General features: G+C 41.1%; 23 protein-coding genes and 1 tRNA gene. 13 read left to right on the forward strand and 11 right to left on the reverse strand.

The window, feature by feature from the left end:
- Positions 1-345: 345 nt before the first annotated feature.
- Together IQ246_RS06830 and IQ246_RS06835 are read right to left on the reverse strand one after the other, a co-directional pair.
- Entirely contained in the window at positions 346-1,026 is a 681-nt protein-coding gene (locus IQ246_RS06830; protein WP_194001361.1) for a (2Fe-2S) ferredoxin domain-containing protein, read from the reverse strand.
- Positions 1,027-1,102: 76 nt separating this feature from the next.
- Positions 1,103-1,348, reverse strand: coding sequence for an Asr1405/Asl0597 family protein (locus IQ246_RS06835; RefSeq protein ID WP_194001363.1), 246 nt, complete (start codon positions 1,346-1,348; stop codon positions 1,103-1,105).
- Positions 1,349-1,779: 431 nt separating this feature from the next.
- Here IQ246_RS06835 and IQ246_RS06840 point away from each other — a divergent pair, with 431 nt between their 5' ends.
- Positions 1,780-2,328 (forward strand): Dps family protein, encoded by a 549-nt coding sequence (locus tag IQ246_RS06840; RefSeq protein ID WP_194001365.1) that lies wholly within the window; start codon positions 1,780-1,782, stop codon positions 2,326-2,328.
- A gap of 279 nt (positions 2,329-2,607) precedes the next feature.
- Here IQ246_RS06840 and IQ246_RS06845 read toward each other — a convergent pair whose 3' ends face one another.
- On the reverse strand, positions 2,608-2,766 hold the full coding sequence (locus IQ246_RS06845) for a hypothetical protein (protein ID WP_194001367.1): 159 nt from the start codon (positions 2,764-2,766) through the stop codon (positions 2,608-2,610).
- A 210-nt stretch (positions 2,767-2,976) separates the two neighbouring features.
- On the opposite strand from IQ246_RS06845, the gene carB reads away from it, so the two are divergent.
- From carB to IQ246_RS06880, 7 genes are all read left to right on the forward strand, one after another.
- On the forward strand, positions 2,977-6,273 hold the full coding sequence (gene carB / locus IQ246_RS06850) for a carbamoyl-phosphate synthase large subunit (protein ID WP_194001369.1): 3,297 nt from the start codon (positions 2,977-2,979) through the stop codon (positions 6,271-6,273).
- 614 nt (positions 6,274-6,887) lie between these two features.
- Positions 6,888-7,844 (forward strand): RNA polymerase sigma factor, RpoD/SigA family, encoded by a 957-nt coding sequence (locus tag IQ246_RS06855; protein WP_194001453.1) that lies wholly within the window; start codon positions 6,888-6,890, stop codon positions 7,842-7,844.
- A gap of 186 nt (positions 7,845-8,030) precedes the next feature.
- Positions 8,031-8,375, forward strand: coding sequence for a DUF760 domain-containing protein (locus IQ246_RS06860; RefSeq protein ID WP_194001371.1), 345 nt, complete (start codon positions 8,031-8,033; stop codon positions 8,373-8,375).
- A gap of 292 nt (positions 8,376-8,667) precedes the next feature.
- Positions 8,668-9,123 (forward strand): 8-oxo-dGTP diphosphatase MutT, encoded by a 456-nt coding sequence (mutT, locus tag IQ246_RS06865; protein ID WP_194001373.1) that lies wholly within the window; start codon positions 8,668-8,670, stop codon positions 9,121-9,123.
- Positions 9,124-9,243: 120 nt separating this feature from the next.
- Positions 9,244-9,708: a CBS domain-containing protein gene (locus IQ246_RS06870; RefSeq protein WP_194001375.1), complete on the forward strand. Its 465-nt coding sequence runs from the start codon at positions 9,244-9,246 to the stop codon at positions 9,706-9,708.
- 103 nt (positions 9,709-9,811) lie between these two features.
- Complete coding sequence (nblB, locus tag IQ246_RS06875; RefSeq protein WP_194001377.1) at positions 9,812-10,477, forward strand: phycobilisome degradation protein NblB; 666 nt, start codon at positions 9,812-9,814, stop codon at positions 10,475-10,477.
- A 455-nt stretch (positions 10,478-10,932) separates the two neighbouring features.
- The gene (locus IQ246_RS06880) at positions 10,933-11,694 is read left to right on the forward strand and encodes an LEVG family PEP-CTERM protein (RefSeq protein ID WP_194001379.1); all 762 of its coding nucleotides are present in this window, start codon (positions 10,933-10,935) and stop codon (positions 11,692-11,694) included.
- A 292-nt stretch (positions 11,695-11,986) separates the two neighbouring features.
- Here the strand turns inward: IQ246_RS06880 and IQ246_RS06885 are convergent, their stop codons facing one another.
- Positions 11,987-12,505, reverse strand: coding sequence for a DUF456 domain-containing protein (locus tag IQ246_RS06885; RefSeq protein ID WP_194001381.1), 519 nt, complete (start codon positions 12,503-12,505; stop codon positions 11,987-11,989).
- 1,046 nt (positions 12,506-13,551) lie between these two features.
- On the opposite strand from IQ246_RS06885, the gene IQ246_RS06890 reads away from it, so the two are divergent.
- From IQ246_RS06890 to IQ246_RS06900, 3 genes are all read left to right on the forward strand, one after another.
- On the forward strand, positions 13,552-13,911 hold the full coding sequence (locus tag IQ246_RS06890; RefSeq protein ID WP_194001383.1) for a Mo-dependent nitrogenase C-terminal domain-containing protein: 360 nt from the start codon (positions 13,552-13,554) through the stop codon (positions 13,909-13,911).
- A gap of 22 nt (positions 13,912-13,933) precedes the next feature.
- Entirely contained in the window at positions 13,934-14,206 is a 273-nt protein-coding gene (locus IQ246_RS06895) for a cupin domain-containing protein (protein WP_194001385.1), read from the forward strand.
- A gap of 487 nt (positions 14,207-14,693) precedes the next feature.
- A complete protein-coding gene (locus IQ246_RS06900; RefSeq protein ID WP_194001387.1) occupies positions 14,694-15,440 on the forward strand; it encodes a creatininase family protein in 747 nt (248 codons plus the stop codon).
- 124 nt (positions 15,441-15,564) lie between these two features.
- Here the strand turns inward: IQ246_RS06900 and IQ246_RS06905 are convergent.
- Together IQ246_RS06905 and IQ246_RS06910 are read right to left on the reverse strand one after the other, a co-directional pair.
- Positions 15,565-15,637: transfer RNA gene (locus tag IQ246_RS06905), tRNA-Phe, on the reverse strand.
- A gap of 72 nt (positions 15,638-15,709) precedes the next feature.
- Positions 15,710-16,576: a metal ABC transporter permease gene (locus IQ246_RS06910; RefSeq protein ID WP_194001389.1), complete on the reverse strand. Its 867-nt coding sequence runs from the start codon at positions 16,574-16,576 to the stop codon at positions 15,710-15,712.
- Between the two features lie 231 nt (positions 16,577-16,807).
- Here IQ246_RS06910 and IQ246_RS06915 point away from each other — a divergent pair, with 231 nt between their 5' ends.
- Positions 16,808-17,095 carry a helix-turn-helix transcriptional regulator gene (locus IQ246_RS06915; protein ID WP_194001455.1) on the forward strand — a complete coding sequence of 96 codons (288 nt, stop codon included), beginning with the start codon at positions 16,808-16,810 and terminating at the stop codon, positions 17,093-17,095.
- An 88-nt stretch (positions 17,096-17,183) separates the two neighbouring features.
- Here IQ246_RS06915 and IQ246_RS06920 read toward each other — a convergent pair whose 3' ends face one another.
- Positions 17,184-17,978 (reverse strand): metal ABC transporter ATP-binding protein, encoded by a 795-nt coding sequence (locus IQ246_RS06920; protein WP_194001391.1) that lies wholly within the window; start codon positions 17,976-17,978, stop codon positions 17,184-17,186.
- A 35-nt stretch (positions 17,979-18,013) separates the two neighbouring features.
- Positions 18,014-19,006 (reverse strand): metal ABC transporter substrate-binding protein, encoded by a 993-nt coding sequence (locus IQ246_RS06925; RefSeq protein ID WP_194001457.1) that lies wholly within the window; start codon positions 19,004-19,006, stop codon positions 18,014-18,016.
- A 348-nt stretch (positions 19,007-19,354) separates the two neighbouring features.
- Between IQ246_RS06925 and IQ246_RS06930 the strand changes: the two genes are divergently transcribed.
- A complete protein-coding gene (locus IQ246_RS06930; protein WP_194001393.1) occupies positions 19,355-20,965 on the forward strand; it encodes an iron uptake porin in 1,611 nt (536 codons plus the stop codon).
- Between the two features lie 145 nt (positions 20,966-21,110).
- On the opposite strand, the gene IQ246_RS06935 is transcribed toward IQ246_RS06930, so the two are convergent.
- From IQ246_RS06935 to IQ246_RS06945, 3 genes are all read right to left on the reverse strand, one after another.
- Positions 21,111-21,824, reverse strand: coding sequence for a PEP-CTERM sorting domain-containing protein (locus IQ246_RS06935; protein WP_194001395.1), 714 nt, complete (start codon positions 21,822-21,824; stop codon positions 21,111-21,113).
- 404 nt (positions 21,825-22,228) lie between these two features.
- The gene (locus tag IQ246_RS06940) at positions 22,229-22,600 is read right to left on the reverse strand and encodes a hypothetical protein (protein WP_194001466.1); all 372 of its coding nucleotides are present in this window, start codon (positions 22,598-22,600) and stop codon (positions 22,229-22,231) included.
- Between the two features lie 187 nt (positions 22,601-22,787).
- Positions 22,788-24,542 carry an NFACT family protein gene (locus IQ246_RS06945; protein ID WP_194001397.1) on the reverse strand — a complete coding sequence of 585 codons (1,755 nt, stop codon included), beginning with the start codon at positions 24,540-24,542 and terminating at the stop codon, positions 22,788-22,790.
- Positions 24,543-24,581: the final 39 nt, after the last annotated feature.

The raw sequence follows: 24,581 nt of genomic DNA on the forward strand, positions 1-24,581 counted from the left end.
CAGTAGCACGACCACCTAAAGAACCATCTGTTGCTGTTTAATACCCAAGATTCTTCATACTTTTGCTAAGTCTCTGATTAACTCAGCCCTGCTGGGTCATTTTCCATTGCTTAGTCTAAACTCCAGTGAAATAGCCTGATGAACTAAACTATCGGTATCAAATTATGGTCTTTGAGATAGCTGCAAGCCTTGCAATGATTCCCATTAAAAAACATCGATTTCTCGGTGTACTCTGTCTTGAAAAGTTTGTTACGGAGGGAAACCCTCCTGACAACTTTTCGCTGCGCCTCTGCGGTTTGTTATTTCCTAATTCGTGCGTATAAAAGGGAAACTTGGCTAGTAGCTTCAGCAGAGCTTACCATAAGTGATCCCTACTTCCTTCAAGTTCTCTGGGATGTTTTCCAGGCTACTGTCAGCGAAATGCTTGTCCATAAGAGCAGATATGTGTGTAGCCTGAATTCGGCTATGTCGGCTTTTGTCTGGCATAACTAGATTAGGACCAGCTTTACAGTTTTTCATGCAGCCAGTGCCTTTGATAGTTACTTGGTCTTCTAAACCGCGATCGCTCAAAGCTGCCTCTAACGCCTGACAAACTGCTTTGCCACCACGTTTTATACAATCAGACTTTTGACACACCAAAATTGTAGTCTTAGTGTTAGCCGATTTTGCTTTGGCGTTATTGATTGGTGGTAGTTCCTGCGGCTGGTAACTGGCGGGGTTTGTGTAATGAGGCGAAATTCTCTCACTTTCCCACTCTTTACGCGCTGCCATCACACGCTCAGCTTTTAGTGTAACCTTGTCATTTTTTAAATCATGCTTTTTTGTACCTCTAACTTGTAACCAAGTCCCTGGTGGCAACCGCAAGTCAAAAGCAGCCCGTAAATGTTTAGCTAGCTTAACATAACATTCACCTTCAGCAGTTCCCAGTAGCAAACCTTTCAGCTTATAACCATCCTTAATATGAAAGTCGAGAAACCTTCCTTCAAAGCAAAATTCTGATACTTCGGTTGTGTAGGATTCACTCATGTTCTTGACCTATTTTTAACTAAAACAAGTTATCTAGCCAGACAGTCTCAGCAGCGGTAGCTGCGAATTAAAACTGTTAGTAGCGATGCCAGCTGTTTTCAAGAGTCCAAATCATGTCTTGGCGGGAAGCTGTGAATCGCTGCATCACACTCCAAAGTTGAATAGCTGCCACAGGACTACTAATTTCAACTCTTAATGGTTGGTTAGTCTCACACCAACAGGGAATATTTAGCTCCTGTAAGCGTTGATAGACTTGCCAGCGGTCTGCCCAATGCACCTCTACGATGTGCTTTCTTTCTTTTTCTGAACTAAACGATTTCAAGAGAATTGCCCTCAAAGTGCAACAAACTTGCAGTAACTACCGCGCCTCAACTCCTGATATCTAAAAATTTTAGGAGTATAGCCTCTTAAATAAGGATACCTTAAGTGCAAACAATTCTCAGTAGTTTTAAAAAATCTGATTTTTGTAGGCTGTGTGCTAAACCACATCAATAATCCCAAACCAGAGGGACACATAGTCTTTTATTTCCCACTCAAGATGTATGCATATCACAGCATCTATGTCAAGGATAATGGTAGTTACACACCTATTGATGAGTGTGCCATCATACGCCGAATGAGTAATTTTAAGAGTTATAGCAGCCTAAGATTCAAAAGGCCATCATATTTATTGGGCTTGCTTTCCTTTTTAAAATGTTAAGATGTAGAGACTAAGCAGTTAAAAATCATAACTGTTAAAAAGCGAGGAGAACAATGTCTGAAACGCAAACTGTATTACGGAACTTTGGTCATGTTTATGACAATCCTGTCTTATTAGATCATAGTGTAACTGCTCCAGTTACTGAAGGATTTAATGTTGTATTAGCTAGTTTCCAGGCACTGTACTTGCAGTACCAAAAACATCATTTTGTTGTTGAAGGCTCAGAATTTTATCAGTTGCATCAATTTTTTAACGAGAGCTACGAAGAAGTGCAGGGACACACCCATGAAATTGGGGAGCGATTAGATGGACTGGGCGGTGTGCCAGTAGCTACTTTCAGTAAACTAGCAGAACTAACCTGTTTTGAGCAAGAAGCCGATGGCGTATATTCTTGCCGTCAGATGGTAGAAAATGACCTAGCCGCAGAACAAGCCATTCTTGGTGTGATTCGCCGCCAAGCTGCTCAAGCAGAGAGTTTAGGTGACAGAGCTACACGCTATTTGTACGAAAAAATTCTGTTAAAGACTGAGGAACGAGCTTTCCATTTAGCTCACTTCCTCGCTAAAGATAGCTTAACCTTGGCGTTTGTACAACCAGCCTAAAACTAAAAGTCTCAAATCTAGATTGATCTACCCTAGACTGAAAGAAAAGTCAGAAAAACTAAGCTCTTAAAAAAATCGAAACAATGGCAGAGAGTAGCATCCGTACTTCTCTGCCATTTTTCATTTAATGAAATATAACGACATACATAGTTAATATTTAATATTGCAAATATTTAGCAATTAGCTAGTTAATAAATATTTTCATCTTGATTAATTTACTTGTCATTAACAGCCAGACTTATGTGTGATTGAAAAATAATTGCTTGTTGCAAAGGATGATCAATACAAATGGTAAATGTTAGCAACAGATTGAAAGCCTTTTAGCTCACAATTAAATAAAAATAGATATCCAAAACGCACAGAAACAGAGAAATTTATTCTTACTTTCCCATCTTGGTCAATTTCCCACAGCGATCGCCTGGTCGGTAAAACATACATAACCCCGCTCTTGTGTTGTGGTTGATGTTAGGCGAACGGCAAGCCGACCTTTTGGGGTCTACAAGGCGGATAACTCGAGTTTCCCATTTTTTACTCCTGTTTTTCTCTGTTGATGTCAAACCTGTAAAACTTAATAATAAACAGCATCATTAGGGGTAAACACCCTTAAAATAATCAGGATTTCTATTCTCGTACTCTAAGGCAACGACTATGCCCCGCCGTGACGACCTCCGGAAGATTCTGCTATTAGGCTCTGGTCCAATTGTGATTGGACAAGCCTGTGAGTTTGACTACTCTGGCACCCAAGCCTGTAAAGCGCTGCGAGAAGAAGGCTATGAAGTTGTGCTGGTTAACTCTAACCCTGCGACGATTATGACCGACCCAGAAACGGCCGATCGCACCTACATTGAGCCGTTGACACCGGAATTGGTCGAAAAAGTCATCGCCAAAGAACGCCCCGACGCCTTACTACCGACGATGGGGGGACAAACAGCTCTCAACCTTGCCGTTACCTTAGCCAAAAACGGGGTGTTAGAAAAGTACGGCGTTGAGTTAATCGGCGCTAAGTTACCAGCTATTGAGAAAGCCGAAGATAGGAAGCTATTTAACGAGGCAATGGCAAAGATTGGGGTGGCTGTGTGTCCCAGCGGCACAGCTTCCAATTTAGAAGAATCAAAGGCGATCGCTCGCCAAATTGGCACCTATCCCTTGATTATTCGGCCTGCCTTCACAATGGGTGGTACTGGTGGCGGTATTGCCTATAACCAAGAAGAATTTGAAGAAATGGCACAGGTAGGTATAGATGCTAGTCCTGTTTCGCAAATTCTTATTGACCAATCTCTACTCGGCTGGAAAGAATACGAACTTGAAGTGATGCGTGACCTTGCAGATAACGTTGTGATTATCTGCTCCATCGAAAACCTTGACCCTATGGGCATTCACACTGGGGACTCAATTACCGTCGCTCCCGCACAAACCCTCACTGATAAAGAATATCAAAGGCTGCGGGATATGGCAATTAAGATCATCCGTGAAATTGGGGTAGAAACTGGCGGTTCCAATATTCAGTTCGCTGTCAATCCCATTACAGGAGATGTAGTAGTGATTGAGATGAACCCCCGTGTGTCCCGCAGTTCCGCTTTGTCTTCCAAAGCCACAGGTTTTCCCATTGCCAAAATGGCTGCAAAGTTAGCTGTCGGCTACACTTTGGATGAAATTAAAAATGACATTACAAAGAAAACTCCCGCATCCTTTGAGCCGACAATTGACTATGTAGTCACAAAAATCCCCCGCTTTGCTTTTGAAAAGTTCCCTGGTTCAGAACCAGTGCTGACAACGCAAATGAAGTCGGTAGGCGAAGCAATGGCAATTGGGCGGACGTTTAATGAGTCTTTCCAAAAAGCACTGCGTTCCCTGGAAACAGGACGCGCTGGTTGGGGTTGCGACAGAGCCGAAAAATTACCTAGTGGTGAACAAATTCGCGCCCAACTGCGGACACCTAATCCCGATCGCATTTTCTCTGTGCGTCACGCCTTACAGCTAGGGATAAGTATTGAGGAAATTTACGAACTCACTGGCATTGACCCTTGGTTCCTAGATAAAATGCAGCAACTGCTGGATGTGGAGAAATTCCTCAAGCGGACACCTTTGCAGCAATTGACAAAAGAGCAACTTTATGAAGTAAAGCGGGACGGATTTAGCGATCGCCAGATTGCCTTTGCTACCAAAACCACTGAAGATGAAGTCCGCGCTTACCGTAAACAACTAGGAATCATCCCAGTTTACAAAACCGTGGACACTTGTGCTGCTGAGTTTGAAGCGTTTACTCCCTACCACTACTCTACCTACGAAGAAGAAACAGAGGTTTTGCCTGCAACCAAGCCAAAGGTGATGATTTTGGGTGGTGGCCCTAACCGTATTGGACAGGGAATTGAGTTTGACTATTGCTGTTGTCATGCTGCTTATGCTTTAAAAGGGGCAGGCTTTGAGACGATTATGGTCAACTCTAATCCAGAGACAGTATCAACGGATTATGACACAAGCGATCGCCTTTACTTTGAGCCGTTGACTAAGGAAGATGTCCTTAACATCATCGAAACGGAAAATCCTGTAGGGATAATTATCCAGTTTGGGGGTCAAACACCCTTGAAGTTGGCAATTCCCCTTCAAGAATATTTGCAGAGATTAGGGACTGGGGAGAGTTCCCAATCCCCAATCCCCAATGCCCCATGCCCAATTCCCAAAATTTGGGGTACATCGCCGGACTCTATCGACATGGCAGAAAACCGAGAGCGGTTTGAAAAGATTCTGAACAAGTTGAATATTGCCCAACCCCCCAATGGTATTGCTCGGACTTATGAAGATGCGCTGATTGTCGCCCAACGCATTGGCTATCCGGTAGTCGTGCGTCCTAGTTATGTTTTGGGAGGACGAGCAATGGAAATCGTCTATTCCGATACAGAGTTGGAACGCTACATGACCTTTGCGGTGCAGGTGGAGCCTGAACACCCAATTTTGATTGATAAATTTTTGGAAAATGCTATTGAAGTCGATGTAGATGCGATCGCTGACCACACTGGGCGGGTAGTAATTGGTGGCATCATGGAACACATAGAACAAGCAGGGATTCACTCAGGAGACTCCGCTTGTTCTTTACCCTCTATTTCCCTATCACCAGCAGTTCTCAATCAAATTCGCGCTTGGACAGTACAGCTAGCACAAGCATTGTCAGTTGTGGGGTTGATGAATATCCAGTTTGCCGTGGTCGGTGCTCAAGGTTATTCTCCCCAAGTTTATATCCTGGAAGCTAACCCCCGTGCCTCACGCACAGTACCATTCGTCTCTAAAGCAACTGGCGTACAGCTAGCGAAACTGGCGTCTCTAGTTATGTCGGGTAAAACTTTAGAGGAGCTAAACTTTACTCAGGAAGTCATTCCATCTCACATTTCCGTCAAAGAAGCAGTATTACCGTTTAATAAATTCCCCGGAACTGATACAATATTGGGCCCAGAAATGCGTTCTACTGGCGAGGTCATGGGAATCGACAGCGACTTTGGGCGAGCATTTGCTAAAGCAGAAATGGGTGCTGGAGAGCGTTTACCCCTGACGGGAACCGTATTTGTATCAATGAGCGATCGCGACAAAATTCCTGCGGTTTCTGTAATCAAGGAGTTTATTGATTTAGGCTTTAGGGTGATGGCTACAGTTAACACACGCCGAGTTCTTCAGGAACATGGGTTAGATATTGAGTTAGTACTGAAACTCCATGAAGGTCGTCCCCACGTTCTAGATGCGATCAAAAACCAGAAAATCCAACTCATCATCAACACCCCTTCAGGGGAGGAAGCTCAAACTGATGCTAGGTTAATTCGGCGTACAGCCTTGGCTTACAAAATACCCATTATTACCACCATTGCTGGCGCAAAAGCCACTGTTGCTGCTATCCACTCCCTACAAAATACGACTTTGGACGTAAAAGTCATCCAAGATTACTGCGCGAACCTTTAGCACCGCCCTGTAAATAGGGAGCTAAGAGGTGAAAAGTGGGGGAGTGGAAGAATAATTTGGAATTTGGAATTTTGATCCTCCCCTCTCCCTATTTACCGTTCTCCCCTTCTCTTTGTTTACCCTCGCAATCCAGCCTCATTCGCCTAAAAAATTAAGCAATTGTTATAAGAGAATAATTATAGTTATCATTGAGATATTTTAACAAATATGAGTAAATTTTCTTCTATCCTCTATCTAGATAATTTAGTAAATTGGCTTTTAAAATGTCTTGAGAGTAATAACGGCACTGCATGAAATGTAACAATCAACAAATCCAATTCCCAAGGGATGTTCAAATTTTCTCATAAATGTTACAATTGGTAATACTTATCAAATAAAAACAATGTTTAACAAGCCACCTTTTATCTAACTGTAGATACTTGTGAAAACAGGGAAATAGCTGTAACTTTTAGCAGTTAAGACCCTAATTTGATTACTATGAGCAGCCGAGTTTCTCGGGCGCGTAAATTGCAAACCATAGCATGGGTTCCCAGTCTGACTGGCTAGCACCCTCTAAAAGCATCTATCTGTTAATGACCCTACCGCCAAATCCATCATTACCAAAGAGTAGCGCCATGAAGACCGCTCAGACAGCCACAGACCTCGTGCGGACTTACCTGCGTGAGATTGGCCGTGTGCCACTCTTAACCCACGAGGAGGAGATTTTCTATGGCAAACAAGTGCAACGTTCAACCACCTTGCACGAATCAAGGGAATGTCTTACTACCCAGTTAGGTCGTGAGCCGACTCTAGAAGAGTGGGCAAGAGCAACAAAGCTAGAACCAGCAGAGTTGAATGAGGCGATCGCAGATGGGGAAATAGCCAAGCGCAAGATGGTAGAAGCCAATTTGCGGCTTGTGGTGTCCGTTGCCAAAAAGTACATTAAGCGTAACGTCGATTTACTAGACTTGATTCAGGAAGGTAGCATTGGTATGCAACGGGGTGTGGAAAAGTTTGACCCCACCAAAGGCTACAGGTTTTCTACTTATGCCTATTGGTGGATACGGCAAGCTATTACCCGTGCTATAGCCGAAAAAGCTCGTACCATCAGGCTGCCTATCCATATTACTGAGAAATTGAATAAGATTAAAAAAGCACAGCGGCAATTGTCTCAAAAACTGGGACGCGCTCCCACAGCTGCTGAGTTAGCCCAAGAATTAGAATTGACCCCCAAGCAAGTACGAGAATACTTGGAAAAAGCACGTTTGCCATTATCTCTAGATTTACGGCTAGGAGATAACTACGATACCGAACTCGGAGAAATGTTAGAAGATCCAGGCGCTTCTCCAGAAGAGTTTGTCATGCAATCTTCCTTATCTTATGACTTAGAGCGCTTAATGGGCGACCTCACCCCACAACAGAGGGAAGTGATCACGCTACGCTTTGGGTTAACTGATGGACAAGCGCTAACTCTTGCCAAAATCGGTGAAATTTTAAATATCAGCCGGGAACGAGTACGGCAAATTGAGCGGGAAGCCTTAACAAAACTTCGTAAGTCTAAAGCCAATATGGATGAATATCTCGCAAGTTAGTCATTTGTCATTTGTCCTTTGTTGTTAATTTTTCACAAAGGACGAGTGACTGATGACCAACAGGTGAGAAAATACGCTGACTTTGGTACGGTTACACCGACTTCCACTATATAACTAGCCTGTTACATTAGTTGACAGGAATACTAATAACACCGTAGCAAGTAGTGGTATTAAAGGAGGTAGAAAGTGAGTAACCCGTCTAATAAAGTATCAGAGTTTTTTAATAGCGAATCAGAAACTGGCAATTTCCTATGGCAGTACGTTAAGTCCTTGAGTTCAGAGACTGTTACCCAGCTATCTAAACCCACTTCCCCCGAAGTTTTTCAGGTGATGGAACGTAATATTGTGGGACTTTTGGGAAACCTACCTCCAGAGCACTTTGGTGTTACTATTACTACCAGTAGAGAAAGTCTAGGTCGGCTTCTCGCCTCCGCTATGATTAGTGGTTATTTCTTGCGTAACGCTGAACAAAGAATGGACTTTGAAGTTGCCTTACAAGGGATTGAAACCAACAATAGCGAAATCGAATAGGAATATAAAATTTAGAAATCATCAACTGATAACTGAATTATCATATTTGCTTAATTTAAGCTGCGGTATTGTTAGTGGTGAGTGAGGTAATTGGTTCAATCAGAGGCTTATCTCTAAATGATTAATACAGGCGCGTGGATAAAATAACAGCGGTAGACGGAATTTGCAATAAATACAAACTCGGCAGAGTGCAAACTAACCTGCCGAGTTTTGTTATTATTCAAAACTTCAGAATCGGAGTCCAAAGCTTTGCCTGTTGTGCTCCTTTATCTTCTCATTTCCCCAATCAACTATGAATAAAACCAGTTCTTTTCCACCCCATAAAATTATTGGTGTTGCCGTAATTTGGAATGACCAAGAGCAAATTTTAATTGATCGCCGTCGTCCGCAAGGAGTAATGGGCGGTTTGTGGGAATTTCCCGGTGGCAAAATCGAGCTTGGTGAGACAATTCAAGAGTGTATTCAACGAGAAATTGCTGAAGAACTAGGAATAGTGATTGAAGTAGGAGAGCATCTGATCACTATTGACCACACTTATACAGACTTGCGTGTCACCCTGACAGTACATCACTGTCGTCATATTACAGGTATTCCCCAACCTCTAGAATGCGACGAAATTCGCTGGGTAAACTTGGAAGAACTGGAGACATTTGCTTTTCCTAAAGCAAATTTTCAAATTATCGCTGCCTTGAAGCAGAGCAAAGAGGTAGACAAAAACTATACTTATGGAAAATCATCTGGCTTTTAGAGCATTTCCCAAGTAGCGTAGGCGTAGTTTACAAGTAACAATCTATTAATTGCATCAGGTTGAGTCCCGCAATTTCCTACAATAAGCGCAGGGACTTTGATAAAAGGTGTCAGCAAATAAATGTCTAAAACCGTTGCCGACGTGATGAGCCGTGATCCAATTGTCGTCCGGTCAGAAACTCCACTAAATGAAGCCATCCAAATTCTCGCAGAACGACACATCAGTGGGCTACCTGTTGTGGATGATGTCGGTAAATTGGTGGGCATTATTTCGGAAACAGACTTAATGTGGCAAGAAACTGGTGTTACTCCACCCGCATACATCATGTTTCTTGATAGCGTTATCTATTTAAAAAATCCTGCTGAATATGAGCGTGACTTACACAAGGCACTAGGGCAAACTGTTGGGGAGGTGATGAGTCAAAACCCTATTACCATTTCCCCTGAGAAAACTTTAAAACAAGCAGCTCAACTCATGCACGATCGCAGCGTTCACCGCCTACCAGTGCTTGACAGCGCGGGTCAAGTTATTGGTGTTCTTACCCGTGGTGATATTATTCGGGCAATGGCAGCCAGTCAAGATTAGTCATTTGTCATTTGTCAAGAGTTATTTGTCAAGAGTCTAAAGTGTTTTGACCCTTGACTTTTGACTGTTCGTTTTAACACCTTTGAAAATTAAGGATAATTAAATGAGTATTACTCCTGAGTCTGTTAAGCAATTGCTCAGTTCTGCGGATTTGGGCGATCGCTTGCGTGCAGTTAACCAAATCCGCCAACTGGAACCAGCGATTGGTTTTGAATTGGTTCAAGGTGCGATTGGCGATAGCAATTCCCGTGTTCGTTACTCAGCAGTAAGTCAAATGGATACATTAGGATCACAGGATTTACAGTTATCTTTAGATATATTGCGCGATCGCTTGCTTAACGATCCGGAACCTGATGTACAAGCAGCAGCAGCAGACTGTCTAGGCGCTCTTAAACTACATGCAGCTTTTGAAGACATGCAGCAGCTTTACCACACAACTAGTGAGTGGTTAATACAATTCAGTATTATCGCTACGTTAGGAGAATTGGGCGATCCACGAGCCTTTGGACTACTCAAAGAGGCACTCTCGTCAGACAATGAATTAGTACAAACTGCTGCTATTAGTTCTTTGGGTGAGTTAGGAGATGTACAAGCAGTTCCCCTATTGGCTCCCTATGCGACTAATCCAGATTGGCAAATCCGTTACAGAGTTGTACAAGCCTTGACCTATTTAAATAGTGCAGAAGCCAAATCTATATTAGAAACTCTGGCTGATGATCAAGTAGAAGCGATCGCAACTGAAGCTAGAAAATCTTTGCAGTCAGCTTAAGTCTATTTTTTTCAAAACAAGCTAATCTGCATTCAGTTGCCTGGGGATGAGTTTCCCGTCGCTTTCAAGCTCTCGCACTTGTAAAACCCTCTCCCGTTGTGGAAGGGTTTTTATTATACTTTTTTAATCGTCTGGGTACTTTCATAATAAGTTTATTATTTTGTTCAATTATTTTATAAAAAATTTCAATTACTGAGTAAAGACAGGATAAAACTTGGAATTTATGCTAACTATGTTATATTTGCTGCTAAATACTGGTAACGTAAAGTTGCCTCAATTAAGTAATTATTCGCTCCGTATTTACATACAAAAGTGCAACAATAAAGATTGCGTAAATATGATACTCAAGTATATGCACTTAGGTAAATACCCGATTAGTATACAAATTATAGATAGGAAATAAGCACAAAACTTTTTTACCTAGAAGATTACTAGTCAAAAAAAAAGAGAGTCTAATGAAAAAGTTCACTATTTTAGCATCAACACTTGCAGCATCAACCCTAAGCTTAAGTTTAGTTAGTGGTATATCTGAAGCTCAAGCTACTTCTTTAGTTCCAACAACAGAAGGAGAAATTCACCTAACAAATGTTGGTTGTCTTAGCGGCGTAAACTGTATTGAAACGAATCCCTTGGGTTATACAGTTACCAGTTTGCCGTATGACACTGATGGTATCAACCCACAGTATGGTCTTAGCCGCTTGTTTGTTGACCAAAGAAGTACTGCAAACAACTATGGATTTGGAATTACTTTCTTAGGACAGGATGAAGGAACAAATCCCTCTTTGGATGAATATTTCTTTCGTCCGATAGCTTATCTAGCTGATACATCAGATGCTCAACCTGTAGGTGTTCCCGCTGAAAATGGTCGATTGGAAGTTGGTCAGTACAAGTTCGATTTCGCTAACATCATAGGAGAGCTGGAATTAACATTCTTTGATACCGAACAAAACGGTACTACGATTCTGAAAAAGAATGGTGTCAATTTCCTATTGCCAATTACACCAGGATCTGACGGCAATATCAGGAAAATCAAGCTGACAGATGTGCAATCATTTGAGGTACAACTAGGTAGTATTGGTGGTGCATTCAATCATGGTGATGGTGTTGATTTGCAAGCTAGTGTACCTGAACCAGGAACAACTGTCAGCCTGGGAGCTTTAGTACTAACAGCTTTATTCGGCTTGCAAAAACGTAAAAAATCCTCACAAGCAGTTTAATTTTGAAGATCACTGCGCTCGGATTTAAAATGAGTTTTGGAAAGTTGAGCGATCCAAAAACCTACAATGCCCACTTTTAACAAAATTAAAAATTCCAAAAATAAATAGTTTTGGATTTGATTGCTTAGATAAAAACTTATCCAGGTTAGTGCATCACTTTTTCAGAAAAACCCTTGTATTTCACCTTTAAATTGAGTAGATAAGAATAACTAACTACCGCAATTAGTTACTCTATTTACTCAATTTTCTTGTATGGGAAATCCAGATACAGTGAAAAATTTCTCAGAAGATTCTAAGAGCCAAATACTTGCGGCCAAGTTGTTACGAGGAAAACTGAAACTGCTGCGATCGCCAACAACCCCTGAATCAAATTGCCAATTAATGATCCTACCACAATCCCTATACCAGCCTTAACTGCCAACCCAAATTCCCGCCGATAAAGGTACTCACCAATAATTGCTCCTAAAAGCGGGCCTAGTAAAATACCTAATAACGGCCCCCCAAAAGGCAACGCTGGCAATAATCCCAAAAATCCCAGTACTAAACCGACAATTGCGCCAATTTGCCCCCACTTACTAGCCCCTGCTTGTCTTGCTCCTATGTAGCTAGCTAAAAAGTCTACTCCGACGCTGAGGAGTAAAACGATAATTGTCACTATTAGTGGTATTTTAATAGCCGCGAAGGAACTACTAGTAATTCCCCAAATGATAATTGCTATTAAAATTAAACTGCTACCGGGAATGGCAGGAACCACAGCACCGATGATACCCACTACCATTACAGCAACTAATGACCAATAAATAATTTGCATAAAATTTTAAATTTCTGAGTCAGCTGGCAAATTGGAACTAAGGAGTTTACTCATAAACTAACTATAAGTATGCCTAAATACATATTCAAGATTCACTTTATAAATAATAGCTAAGATTAACAGGGTAAGAGCATCCTTGTTTATGCTTATCTTACTTAATTTGTCAAGTTCACATTCTACCAAATTAGATAAGCTTACCCTAGTATATTTGTTTTTTACCCCACCTCAGCAGCCAGTCATAAAGTAGGGTAATTACGCCATTCACAAGTGTGATCATTGCGCGTATTATCTCCGAAGGATGATTACTGAGCGTATACCATAGAAAAAGGCAAGGAGAATTGCCAGAAATAATTTCCCAAATATTTTGTCAAAGATAGTTTTTTTACAGGAACATATAAAGTAGCAGCTTTGTCAACAGATGTTAGTAGACTAAGCTCTTACTCTTTGATCTTCTTTGGGTGCAAAAACCGTATTTGCTCCACATTTTTGTAAACAGTTTTACCCAACTTGCAGTTATTTGCATAAGTATATTAGCTTGTACTTATCAAACTATGTTTTGCAACTTATTAAATCATATTTAGGTCAGTTTATGTAACATATATGACATTTTATTTGATACTCAATACCCTAAAATCTGTTGTCATTAGGGGCTAATCATAGAAATCTCTAGCTGAAGTCAGAATAAAACCGCAGTTTTGTCTATAAAGTTACACCTCAAGGTACTGTATAGTTTCAGAACCAAGCATTTATATATAATATATGTATATGAGATTGCTATTTTGAATATCAGCAATCAATAAGTTAAAGAAATACCATTTTTATAATTTCTTTGTTATTTTGTATTTAACGGGACAGTTCTTCAGAATTTGGTGGGTTTAAATATCAATTAGTTGAACCATTTTCCCGCTGCAAAATTCTATGCTAATTCTTGGCTTTGTGATTGTCTTAGTATGAAAAGCACCAAACAAATGACCAAAATATGTTGCATAGTAACATCTCAAATTGACCAATAGTTTATCAACACAAGGAAAGCCTTGCTTACAACAATGCTCAAAACAAATAATCGGCGTATTGTTTTCCCTGCTTTTATAAATTCTGTAGGAGAAAACCATCAAATAGGGACTAAAAAAAAGTTTGCTCAACCTAAATTGGATTTACTGCAACCATTACGTACATGGCTCGACGAACTCGAAATTCAGAATCGTAAATTTGCTAAATTTATTGCCATACTGATTCCTGCTCAGTGTCCCTTCGAGCGTGATGTCATGTTGTTTGGTCGCAAAATTGGACATATTCCCCCAATGTGCAAGCTTAATCCTCTTTATGATCAACTTGTAGGCTTGCGTTTTCGTGCTTTGTGTTATTTAGTAGATCAGTGTGGAGAAGATATTCAGTCTTACTGCTGAAAATAACCAGAGTTAACACGGCATGGAAATTAAAATTGAGCATCAACCTAGTCAAGAGCGTCTTCATCAATTGGATGTGTCCAAATGGGCAATTTGGAAAAAGGAAGTCTCAAAATTCCCTTGGACGTATGATTCTCAAGAAACTTGCTACTTTTTGGAAGGTGAGGTAATTGTTACTCCTGATGGTGGACAGCCAGTGCAAATGGGTAAAAGTGATTTGGTAACTTTTCCCGCTGGTATGTCCTGTGTATGGGAAATAACAAGCGATGTGAAAAAACATTATTACTTTGATTAGTTAAAAGTAGAGATGTGCTGGTTCTAAAGCGTTTTTGTCTGCTTTATTTTAGAGAACGCAAACATCTGATTAACTCAGTTTAGATTTCTATTGTAGGGATGTTCGCAACGAGAGTCGTCAAATGAAGAGGCAGAATCAGCCAATTGCTTATATCCATATCTGACAAAACTCGTTGCAACCACATCCCTCAAACAATATTTGTTATTTGTAAAAATAAATAGTTTTATTGCCTCCCCCATTTGGCAGAAATTTCTTACCAAATTCATGGCTGATGGCCAAAAAGGTAGTTGTATAATTTGCGGCTTCATCTCTATCGTAATTATTGCTGCCTTAATATTCATTAAAATCACCGTATTTCATAGTGATTACTTCCGTGTGAAAGAAAGGAGTTCATAATCATGTTAGTGGGTAAATAATTTATGGAAGATGCTATTTAGTAGCAAAAAATTGCTTCCCACCGCAATTTTGATGAGGAAAATCATAAAAAATGTTACTTCATTTAAGTACTTGGCAGGAAGTTGAACTTTATTTACAGCAGTCTCAGGCTATTATTTTCCCTATTGGTTCGACTGAGCAACATGGGCCGACAGGATTGATTGGCACCGATGCGATTTGTGCAGAAGCGATCGCTCGTGGTGTCGGTGAAGCAACTCAGGCGATCGTTGGCCCTACAATCAATGTAGGGATGGCACTGCACCACACCGCCTTTCCTGGCACAATTAGTCTGCGTCCCAGTACTTTAATTCAGGTGGTACTAGAGTACGTAACTTGTTTAGCCAAAGCCGGTTTTACCAAGTTTTACTTTATCAACGGACACGGCGGTAACATTGCTACCCTCAAAGCTGCGTTCTCCGAAACTTATGCCTACTTAGAAGATTTGCAGATTATTAATGCTTCACAAGTGCAATGTCAAGTGGCTAACTGGTTTATGTGCGGTTCTGTATACAAGCTAGCTAAAGAATTGTATGGCAACCAAGAAGGTTCTCATGCCACCCCAAGTGAAGTAGCGCTCACCCAATACGTTTATCCGGAGGCGATTAAACAAGCGCCCCTTTCACCAGAAGTTGGAACTGGACACAGGATTTATGGTGCTGCTAACTTTCGAGCGCATTACCCAGATGGACGCATGGGATCAAATCCTGGCTTGGCTACACCGGAACATGGTAAGCAGTTTTATGATTTGGCGGTGAAGGAACTTAGCAATGGGTATTTGGAATTTGTGAACGCAGATTGAAGAAAGGAAGTTATCCAAAAATGTCCAAAATTTTTTTCAAATATAGAATATTTGTTCTCTATTAGTCAGCACTTATAAAGGATAAACCCCTTGAAATTATTGGGTTTCAAGGGGTTTACTTAAATGCCAGGAACCGGACTTGAACCGGTGACACGAGGATTTTCAGTCCTCTGCTCTACCAACTGAGCTATCCCGGCTGGAACTTATCTTGGCCACGATTAATCAATGTAGCAAACATAAAATAATTTAGCAAGAGATTGAAGAAAAAATTATGCTGCTTTCATTCTCAACTTAACCCAGAGGAAAACTACGACAAATAGCAGAAACTGGACAATAACGATACTAGGGCCAGACGCAAGGTTAAAAAGACCTGATACAATCATGCCAGCAATGCTGCTGCTAGAACCAACAATCACTGATATGACGAGAAAGCGGCTAAAGTGGTGACTCATTAGTTTAGCTGTAGAGGCAGGAATTACTAAAAAGGCGTTTACTAATAAGACACCAACAGCTTTAATCGCTACAGCTACAGCCAGTGACAGCAAAACTACAAACCCATAGCGATACAATTGAACTGGAATGCCTTGAACCTGTGCTACATCGGGGTTAAGTGTCAACAAAATTTGCTGCCGTAGGGTTGACAATAAAAATATGCTGCCTCCTATAAGTACCAGCAGCGTCAAAATTAAATCTGTGGTATCAATCGCAAGAATATCGCCGAACAGTACTGCCATCAGATTGCCGCGATACCCTTTAATCAAGCTAGTGAGGATCACGCCGATCGCTAATGCACCTGATAGCACTATACTAAGTACGCTATCGCTACCTAAATCGGTTTTGTCAATAAAGTAGAGGACAATAACACCAAAAACTAAGGTAAAAGGTAACAGCATCCAAGTAGGATTAAACTGAAGCAGCACACCTAACGCCACGCCTACTAATGCTGCATGACCTACAGCATGGCTAAAAAAAGACAGCTGGCGCAAAGTGACAAAACTACCCAACATACCGCCAAGTATTCCCATTAATACAGCACCTGCGATCGCACGCTGCATGAAAGGAAATTGCAACAGAGTTACTAAGTCGTTATTAATGATGGCTAACCAACTTATATGGAAATGATTGACTAAATACATACGTAATACTTTTAAGCTGATTAGCAGTTATGCTGATGGTAAATAATCTTTATTTTTTAAGTAAAAATCAGAAATTTTTCCCACACTTTCATCAAAAGTTATATAGTTATCATTGTAACTAATTTGATTTTTAAAACGATAATAATTCCGTATAATCCGAGGTGCATTATAGATAATGAGATTGTGCAAACCCTATCAGATAAGGTTCTCAGCAGCGAAAAAGCTCAGCAAATGGCAGAATTTTTTAGCTTCTTAGGAGATGCTAATCGTCTGCGAATTCTCTCTTTTTTGGCTACAAAAGAACTGTGTGTTAGCGATTTAGCAACATTACTAGATATGAGTGAATCTGCTGTCTCCCATCAGCTGCGAAACTTACGGGCGATACGCTTGGTCAGTTATCGTAAGCAAGGTCGTAATGTATTCTATCGCTTACACGATAGCCATATTTATCAACTTTATCAGGCTGTTGCTGAACACTTAGATGAAGCTGAGGAGCGAGGAGTTGAGAGTGAGGAATAAAAATATTAACTCTAGACTCCTGTATTCTGTCTGTTTGAAGTTTCCAGATGAGGCTTCCTCATCTGGAAACTTCTCTATGTCTGCCAACTCAATTGTGTTGGTGCTGATAGCGACTGAACCCCGGGCCATAAGTTGCTAAAAGGTTTTGCGGTGAAAGGGCAATTTCCGGCTTACCAGTACAAACAAGGGTTTGGTTGAGACAAAGGACGCGATCGCAATGACGGCTTACCATATCAATATCATGAGAAACCTGCAATACCGTCCAACCTTCCTCCCGCTTTAATTCATTTAATAAGGCATAAAAATCTGCTGTACCTTGCACATCAACCCCAGCAAAGGCTTCATCGAGTATCAAAAGTCTCCTAGGCATAACTAAACAGTAAGCTAGTAGCACCCGCTTGAGTTGACCACCGCTCAAAGTACCAATAGCTTGATGTTGCAGATGATAAGCATCGGTTCTTCGTAAAGCTTCTATTACTGCTGCTGATTTTTCCCTGTCTTGTCTCCACAGGCTGGAGAAAAATAAATTCTTCCTTTTTCCTTTTCCCTTTTCCCTTTCCCTTTTTATTACCCATCCTAGTCCCACTAATTCGCTGACAGAAATAGGAAAGCTGCGATCAAAGATGAAGTTTTGCGGCATATAGCCCAACAAGTGGCGTAAATGCCCCAGCTTAACAAGTGGACGACCAAATATTTCAATCGTACCAGCACTTTGAGGTATCAAATCTAAAACCGCTTTTACTAAAGTACTTTTACCCGCACCGTTAGGGCCAACTATAGCTGTATCCGTTCCTGACAACAATTCAAAAGAAACATCTCGAATAGCTAAATAGTTGCCTTGATATACAGTTAGTCCTTCAACTTTTAAAATAGGCGATGTCATTTAATTAATTCAAAATTTAAAATTAAAAAACGTAATTAAACTTGTTTACACGCAGTTTCTAGAGTTTGCAAATTAGCTTTCATGGCCTTGAAATAATATTGCGGATCTGTTTCGCCTGTTTCCAGAGAATCCAGCGTCTGCAAATTTAATTTCAAATCTTTTGAGAGGCTGGTTAGCAATTTGTTATCTACTCCTGGTTCGCTAAATAAAGCTTTAACTTTATACTTTTTTACAGCATTAACCGCATTTTGCACATCTGTCGGTGAAAGTTGATCTTCAGGAATTTCCACTACAGCAACTTGCTTGAGTTTATAGCGTTGAGCTAAGTATGGAAACGCATCATGAAAAGTAACAAAGGTGCAGTTGGGATTTTTTTGCAAAGTCTGCTGAAATTCGCCGTTTAAACTTTCTAATTCTCTAATATAAGCGGCAGCATTTGCCTCATAAGTAGTTTGATTTTTAGGATCAGATGCAATTAACCCATCACGTATATTTATTACCTGCTGTTTTGCTAAAACTGGATCCAACCAAACGTGAGGATTACCAGCTTTATGGTCGTGGTTGTGGTCTTTTCCGTCTTTCGCCATTGCTTCCACGGGTGAAATTTCATTTAAGGGTTTAATACCTTTGCTGGCATCAATTTGAGTTAATTTGGGATTTTGAGCGTTTTTGACAGTATCTTCCAAAAATTCCTCTAACCCCAAACCATTTTTTACTAATACATTCGCAGTAGCGATCGCTTTGACATTTTCTGGTGTTGCTTGGTACTCATGTACTTCAGTACCTGGTCGCACTAGAATTTCTACATCTGCTACATTCCCAGCTACTGCTTTGGTAAATAAATATATCGGTAAAAATGTCGTCACCACTTTAGTTTTACCCGCCTGCACTGATGGGTTAGATGCAGTTTCTTGTGCTTGCAGTAACTGATTAGTGTTCGATTGGTTACACCCAGCCGCAATAGACAACATGAGCAGAACAATTAGGGGCAGGATGCCGCGTCCTTGTCTGCCGATTTTACGTCCCATGCGATTCCAAACCACTGTATTTTCCCCTCTAAAAGGATGTTTGCTTTGCTTTCGTCAAAATACTTATTGACAATGAGACTTATTCTACATTTTTAGATTACAATAATTATCATTCTCATGCAAGACAGGTGATATTATTTCTACATTTAATGTGTAAGAAATAACAACATAATTTCTTAGAGAGGAATATGTATAAAATTTAGTCTTTCTTGGATAATTAGGATTTCTTGACTTAGTTTTGTGAGAAAATCTGCTTAATTCTGATAAGATTATTGAAAAACTTTCTCATAAAATACGCCTTTAAAAAGCGCAGTGTGGGTGTGAATTCTAATTGAGTGTGAGAAGAAAATGCAAAAATTCTGTACGTATTTGCTGGCTAATCCAGTAATTTATGCTGCAATACTTTTTGTTAATAGTGCTGTATTTGCAGGTGAAATATCAACTACATCGGAAATTAATGAACCTCAAGTTGTAGCTGAGAGCGTTACTCAAGATAAGGTAATGGCACAAGTTACCTCGGTGTCTCAGTTGTCGGACGTGCAACCTACAGACTGGGCATTCCAAGCCTTACAATCGCTGGTAGAACGTTACGGTTGTATTGCAGGATATCCAAATGGCACTTATCGCGGTAATCGGGCAATGACGCGATATGAGTTTGCTGCTGGCTTGAATGCTTGTCTTGAGCGAGTTAACGAACTAATTGCCACCGCCACTGGTGAATTGGTAAAAAAAGAAGATTTAGCCCAACTGCAAAAGCTGCAAGAAGAATTTTCAGCAGAACTGGCGACATTACGGGGTCGAGTGGATGCATTAGAAGCACGCACCACGGAGTTGGAAGCAAATCAGTTTTCAACTACAACCAAACTGCAAGGACAAGTTGTCACAGTCATCAGCGATGTTTTGTCAGGAGACAATGTTGAGGGTGCAGAAATTGCAGACCAGAATACAACTCTTGGAGTACGGGCGCGTATCGAACTAGTGACTAGTTTTACAGGGGAAGATACACTGTTTACCAGAATCCAAACTAATAATATTGTTAGCCCTAACATTAACACCACAGAAGGTAACTTATTTTTTGCCAGTGGTAACAGTGGTGCAGATGCTAACAATGATGCTGGTATCGATGCACTGTGGTACAAATTTCCTCTGGGCGAAAATACACAGGTAATCGCTATTGCCAATGCAGGTGCAGCAGATGACCTTACCACTACAGTCAATCTCTTTGATGGTGATGGTTCGTTTGGTGCTTTGTCTACTTTTGGTACACGCAACCCAATTTATGGGCAGATGGCTGGTGCTGGGTTAGGAATAACCCAGGAGTTTGGTGATAAATTGGCACTAACTTTAGGCTATTTAAGTGGTACGGCTAATAACCCTACACCTAAGAATGGTTTATTTGATGGTGCTTACGGTGCGCTGGCACAGCTGACTTTTACGCCAAGCGATCGCATTTCTGTTGGTTTAACTTACATCAATTCCTACAAACAGCCACTACTCACAGGTAGTAATGCGGCAACTTTCGTGAATTTAGCAGCCGACCAGGGTTTAGAAGAAGTAGCATTTTCCAGCAATTCTTATGGTATCCAAGCATCCATTGGCATCAGTGATAAATTAGTCTTGGGTGGTTGGGCAGGATACACCAATAGCCGCACCTTGAGTGGAAACCGTGGAGAGGTTGATATTTGGAACTACGCTGTAACTCTCGGTTTTCCCGACCTTGGTAAAAAAGGCAACTTGGCTGGTATCATCGTTGGTGTAGAGCCGAGAGTAACAAGTTCCAGTGTTGCCGGATTGGCAGAAGATGATGATACTTCATATCATATTGAGGCGTTCTACCAGTACAAGCTGAGTGACAATATCACCATTACCCCAGGAGTCATTTGGTTGACATCCCCAGATCATAACGATGACAACGGTGATGTTGTAATTGGTGCTCTGAGAACCACATTCAGTTTCTAATTCTCACAATTAATTTTCCTAAAAGACGCAAAGTTTTCCTTTGCGTCTTTTTTGTGTGATTTTAAAAATAAAACCCAGCATTGTTGCTAGGCTTTATATCTCACAATAATATTTTAAATTTTTCAGACAGTCTGAATGGATAATTTCAAGCTGTCTTTGATTTCCGTTTTACAAATGACCCAGCACTCAAAATACCGAAGGCTAGTAAACCCAAAGTAGAACTAGATTCAGGAACACTAGCTAATCTATAGCTATGGTTATCAGTTTCAAAGGCGCGACCAGTCGATCTCAAAACTACTTTGTCAAAAGTCTCTCCTTTACTGGTATCAGCTAACAGATTAACGTAGACATTATTTGTGCTACCACTTTGTTCACCATTAGCTGGCGCACCGGGAACATCTGCGCCACTAAATGTTCTTAGCAGGTTGCCTTTGCTATAAACATCCACAAAGTTATATGTATCTATTGACCCCCAGTAGAAGCCAAAGTAATCAAGACTTTGAGCAAAGCTAATAGTTACATCACCAGAGTTCCCTGCAAAATCATTACCGCTAACTTTATCATTTTTTGGGGAAATTGTTAAAAATTTGCTGGTGTTACCAAAAGGGGTAGCATATTGACCGCCTACAGATCCTTGTACAATTCCATTGGTTGCAGAGTAATTAACAACTCCAGAAGAAGGCGCTATACCATTATTAAAGTTGATAGTTTGAGCTCCTTGAATATTCGTGTATTGACCTTCTCCTACAACAGGTGTGGAACCTCCTTGTGTTAAGCTAACAGCACCTGCTGGGTTAGCACCCATGAAAATAACTGCTGTTCCGACCAAGGCGATTGATAGTTTTTGCAGAGTAAACATTGATTTATTTTCCTAATGATTTAATATCCACAGCTTGGCACGCCAACTGGGAATTTGTGTAGTGATTAAGAATCATTTTTATCAAAAAAATGTATTGAATAAATAAATCTGAAGTTGAGAAAAAGCTCTTTGTAATCAATAGTCTCAAGGCTATTATTTAATATAAAAAATCAATATATATACGTAGGGAAAAATTGTGGTTGTATCGTTAATTGTTTACGAAAGGCAATTTATGAGTAAGGTCAGCTATTTTCAAATCCTATCAGGAGGAACAAAAGTGAAATCTCTAGTGGATTTAACGGAGTCGAAAAAGAAAAGTTGTGGAAATTACTTAAAAGTTTCCACAAAATTTAGAATTCCCAGTGATTCAATGTTTTGGAAAATATTCTTTTGAGGCAGCAGTTTCAGAAAGTCTGAGAGAGTTTTTGATATGCAACTATCGAACATTGTGTGTAAGTTGAGAAGGTGGCTGGCTGAGCTAAGTTTTGCCCAACTTTAATCAAGCGCATCAACCGTTCTGCTGCATACGTTAAAAGGTCAGGTGTGTTAGCGATCGCTTCAGGTTCGGTATAATTCGGACAACTTTCAGCTTCTAAACCGAACTTAATTAACACGTTTAAACAAAAAGACCAGCCTCCCACAGCTGGTCTAAAAGATGTTTTTTTGCGTTGTCTTCTCAATAGAGTTAAAAACCAATTGCGCGTTCCCAAAATGCAACGGGCAACTTTTCTTAACAATATTGTAACAGCCAACACAGATTTTTCATGAAAATTCATCAGAAAAAGATCCGAGCAGAAGTTAAAAGCTTCTATCTTACAGGATAATTCTGTGGATGGCAGGGTGGAGATGTGGGAAGCAGGGGGAGCAGAGAGAGTAGAGGAGCAGGGGAAGAAATAACTCTTGACCTTGTACAGACGCGTAGACGCTCAAAAACCGGCTGCTCGTAAGAATATAATCGCGTCTCTACTTTTGACTTTTGACTTTTGACTCTTGACTCTTGACTATTAACTGCGGTTGTCCCCAGAGGATGCGCTCGTGCTTGTAAATAGCAATTCCCGGTTTGGCTCCTTTGGGTTTGTAAACGTGCTTTGGCTGAGTGTAAACCACTGGTACTTGGTCACTTTGACGAGCGCGACTGTAGTATGCGGCAAGATTTGCAATAAATTGCAAATCAGCTTCTTCTGGGACAGTTCCCGGTTCTAGTCGTAGTAGTACATGGCTCCCCGGAATTTCTTGAGCGTGGAACCAGATGTCATAATCTCCAGCCACACGAAAGGTCAATTGGTCATTTTGACGATTGTTGCGACCGATTAAGACTTCAAAGCCGCTGGGGGTGCGGTAACGATAAAAGTTGCTGATGGCAGGTTCATTGGTGCTGCGGCTACGGTATTCTGGGTCTTCTAGATACTTTTGATCAATTAGCTCTTCGCGAATTTCTTCTAAAGCTTGCAAATCTTCTGCTGTTTGGTACTTATCTATCTGGCCAATCGCTGCTTCTACTTGCTCTAAATACTGAATTTCTGCCTGTACCTCTAAAAGTAGCGGTTCAACAGCAGCGCGAGCGCGTTTCAGTTTTTGGTGCTGTTTGTAAAGACTTTGGGCATTTTGTACAGCATTTTTATCTGGCTGGAGAGCGATCGCTACTGGTTGACCTGTGTCAAAATCAGCAAGGGTAATTTCTTTCATTCCCGGTTCCCAATTTTGCAGGTGAGCCATCAATAAATCAGCTTTTTGCCGATACTCATCGGCTCGATCTGATTGTTGCAGGCGTTCTGTAAAGGTTTGCGCTTTGTTCCTTAATTTAGTCAGAATATTATTTAATTTCTGACTTAGCTGATGACGCAGTTGGGAAAATAACTGTTGATTGATCTGGTCAATGTAGTAGCGGTTGAGTAATTCCTGGATGTCTTTTGCGGTTGCAACTGCACCCCAACCCATCACGGTGTATCCGTTCGCAGTCCAGGCTGGTTTAAACTCACAGGATTCTAGGGTTTGCAGCCATTCTTGCCAACGCCCAAACAGCCTTTGCCAATCTTCAGAGTTGAGGGTATCGGTGGTTGTTTCTGGTGCTATATTTGCTACGAGTAGCATTAACTCTAGCAGTGCGGTACTCAAACCGCTATAACTTTTCAGTAACTGCCGCTTGATGCCTCCTGGTACCAAACTTACCCGTTCTTGCCAGCGTTCTTGGGATTCAGTCAAACTGGGGACAGTACCAGTTAGTTTCGGTGGTGTTTCATAAGGTTGTCCGGTTTGGATCGGACGAACACTGGATTGTTGCTGACTAACTTGATGAGCAGCGGTGATAATTAGATTGCTAGCGTCGGTGAGGATGACATTGCTGTATTTGCCCATAATTTCTGCATACAGATGATATAGGGCGCTTTCTTGGGGGCGACGGGCAAATTGTAAATCAATAACGCGTTCCCAAGGTGCGATCGCCTCAATCCCCACCAGCGCCAAACCGCCCAACTGGTGTATTAGTTGCTGACTGAAGGTGAAGGTATCTGGTATTCTTGGTGGCGGATCGCCTATGCAAACGTGTGCAGCTTGAGGGTGCCAGGAAATCTCTAGCCAACTCCGCTGTTGAAGGGTGCGTAATGCCATAGCAATAGTGTAGCGATCGCGCTGGTAAACCTGTTCTATCCGCGAGGGTAGCCAGTTAGCGCGTAGTTCGCTACAAGCAGCTGTGAGGGTGGTAAAGTCAACTGGTTGCAAAGCGATTAGTGGTTGGCGTTCAAATGTCGATGCTCAGTA

It is taken from the genome of aff. Roholtiella sp. LEGE 12411 (assembly GCF_015206995.1).
Classification (GTDB): domain Bacteria; phylum Cyanobacteriota; class Cyanobacteriia; order Cyanobacteriales; family Nostocaceae; genus Komarekiella.

Excerpts from the sequence above, each read along its gene's own strand:
- IQ246_RS06900 (WP_194001387.1), top strand. The coding sequence starts at position 14,694 with ATGTTACTTCATTTAAGTACTTGGCAGGAAGTTGAACTTTATTTACAG.
- IQ246_RS06930 (WP_194001393.1), top strand. The coding sequence starts at position 19,355 with ATGCAAAAATTCTGTACGTATTTGCTGGCTAATCCAGTAATTTATGCT.
- IQ246_RS06885 (WP_194001381.1), bottom strand. The coding sequence starts at position 12,505 with ATGCAAATTATTTATTGGTCATTAGTTGCTGTAATGGTAGTGGGTATC.
- IQ246_RS06845 (WP_194001367.1), bottom strand. The coding sequence starts at position 2,766 with ATGTATGTTTTACCGACCAGGCGATCGCTGTGGGAAATTGACCAAGAT.
- mutT (WP_194001373.1), top strand. The coding sequence starts at position 8,668 with ATGAATAAAACCAGTTCTTTTCCACCCCATAAAATTATTGGTGTTGCC.
- IQ246_RS06895 (WP_194001385.1), top strand. The coding sequence starts at position 13,934 with ATGGAAATTAAAATTGAGCATCAACCTAGTCAAGAGCGTCTTCATCAA.
- IQ246_RS06870 (WP_194001375.1), top strand. The coding sequence starts at position 9,244 with ATGTCTAAAACCGTTGCCGACGTGATGAGCCGTGATCCAATTGTCGTC.
- IQ246_RS06935 (WP_194001395.1), bottom strand. The coding sequence starts at position 21,824 with ATGTTTACTCTGCAAAAACTATCAATCGCCTTGGTCGGAACAGCAGTT.
- IQ246_RS06925 (WP_194001457.1), bottom strand. The coding sequence starts at position 19,006 with ATGGGACGTAAAATCGGCAGACAAGGACGCGGCATCCTGCCCCTAATT.
- IQ246_RS06830 (WP_194001361.1), bottom strand. The coding sequence starts at position 1,026 with ATGAGTGAATCCTACACAACCGAAGTATCAGAATTTTGCTTTGAAGGA.
- IQ246_RS06890 (WP_194001383.1), top strand. The coding sequence starts at position 13,552 with ATGCTCAAAACAAATAATCGGCGTATTGTTTTCCCTGCTTTTATAAAT.
- IQ246_RS06910 (WP_194001389.1), bottom strand. The coding sequence starts at position 16,576 with ATGTATTTAGTCAATCATTTCCATATAAGTTGGTTAGCCATCATTAAT.
- nblB (WP_194001377.1), top strand. The coding sequence starts at position 9,812 with ATGAGTATTACTCCTGAGTCTGTTAAGCAATTGCTCAGTTCTGCGGAT.
- IQ246_RS06915 (WP_194001455.1), top strand. The coding sequence starts at position 16,808 with ATGGCAGAATTTTTTAGCTTCTTAGGAGATGCTAATCGTCTGCGAATT.
- carB (WP_194001369.1), top strand. The coding sequence starts at position 2,977 with ATGCCCCGCCGTGACGACCTCCGGAAGATTCTGCTATTAGGCTCTGGT.
- IQ246_RS06880 (WP_194001379.1), top strand. The coding sequence starts at position 10,933 with ATGAAAAAGTTCACTATTTTAGCATCAACACTTGCAGCATCAACCCTA.
- IQ246_RS06940 (WP_194001466.1), bottom strand. The coding sequence starts at position 22,600 with ATGAATTTTCATGAAAAATCTGTGTTGGCTGTTACAATATTGTTAAGA.
- IQ246_RS06855 (WP_194001453.1), top strand. The coding sequence starts at position 6,888 with ATGAAGACCGCTCAGACAGCCACAGACCTCGTGCGGACTTACCTGCGT.
- IQ246_RS06840 (WP_194001365.1), top strand. The coding sequence starts at position 1,780 with ATGTCTGAAACGCAAACTGTATTACGGAACTTTGGTCATGTTTATGAC.
- IQ246_RS06920 (WP_194001391.1), bottom strand. The coding sequence starts at position 17,978 with ATGACATCGCCTATTTTAAAAGTTGAAGGACTAACTGTATATCAAGGC.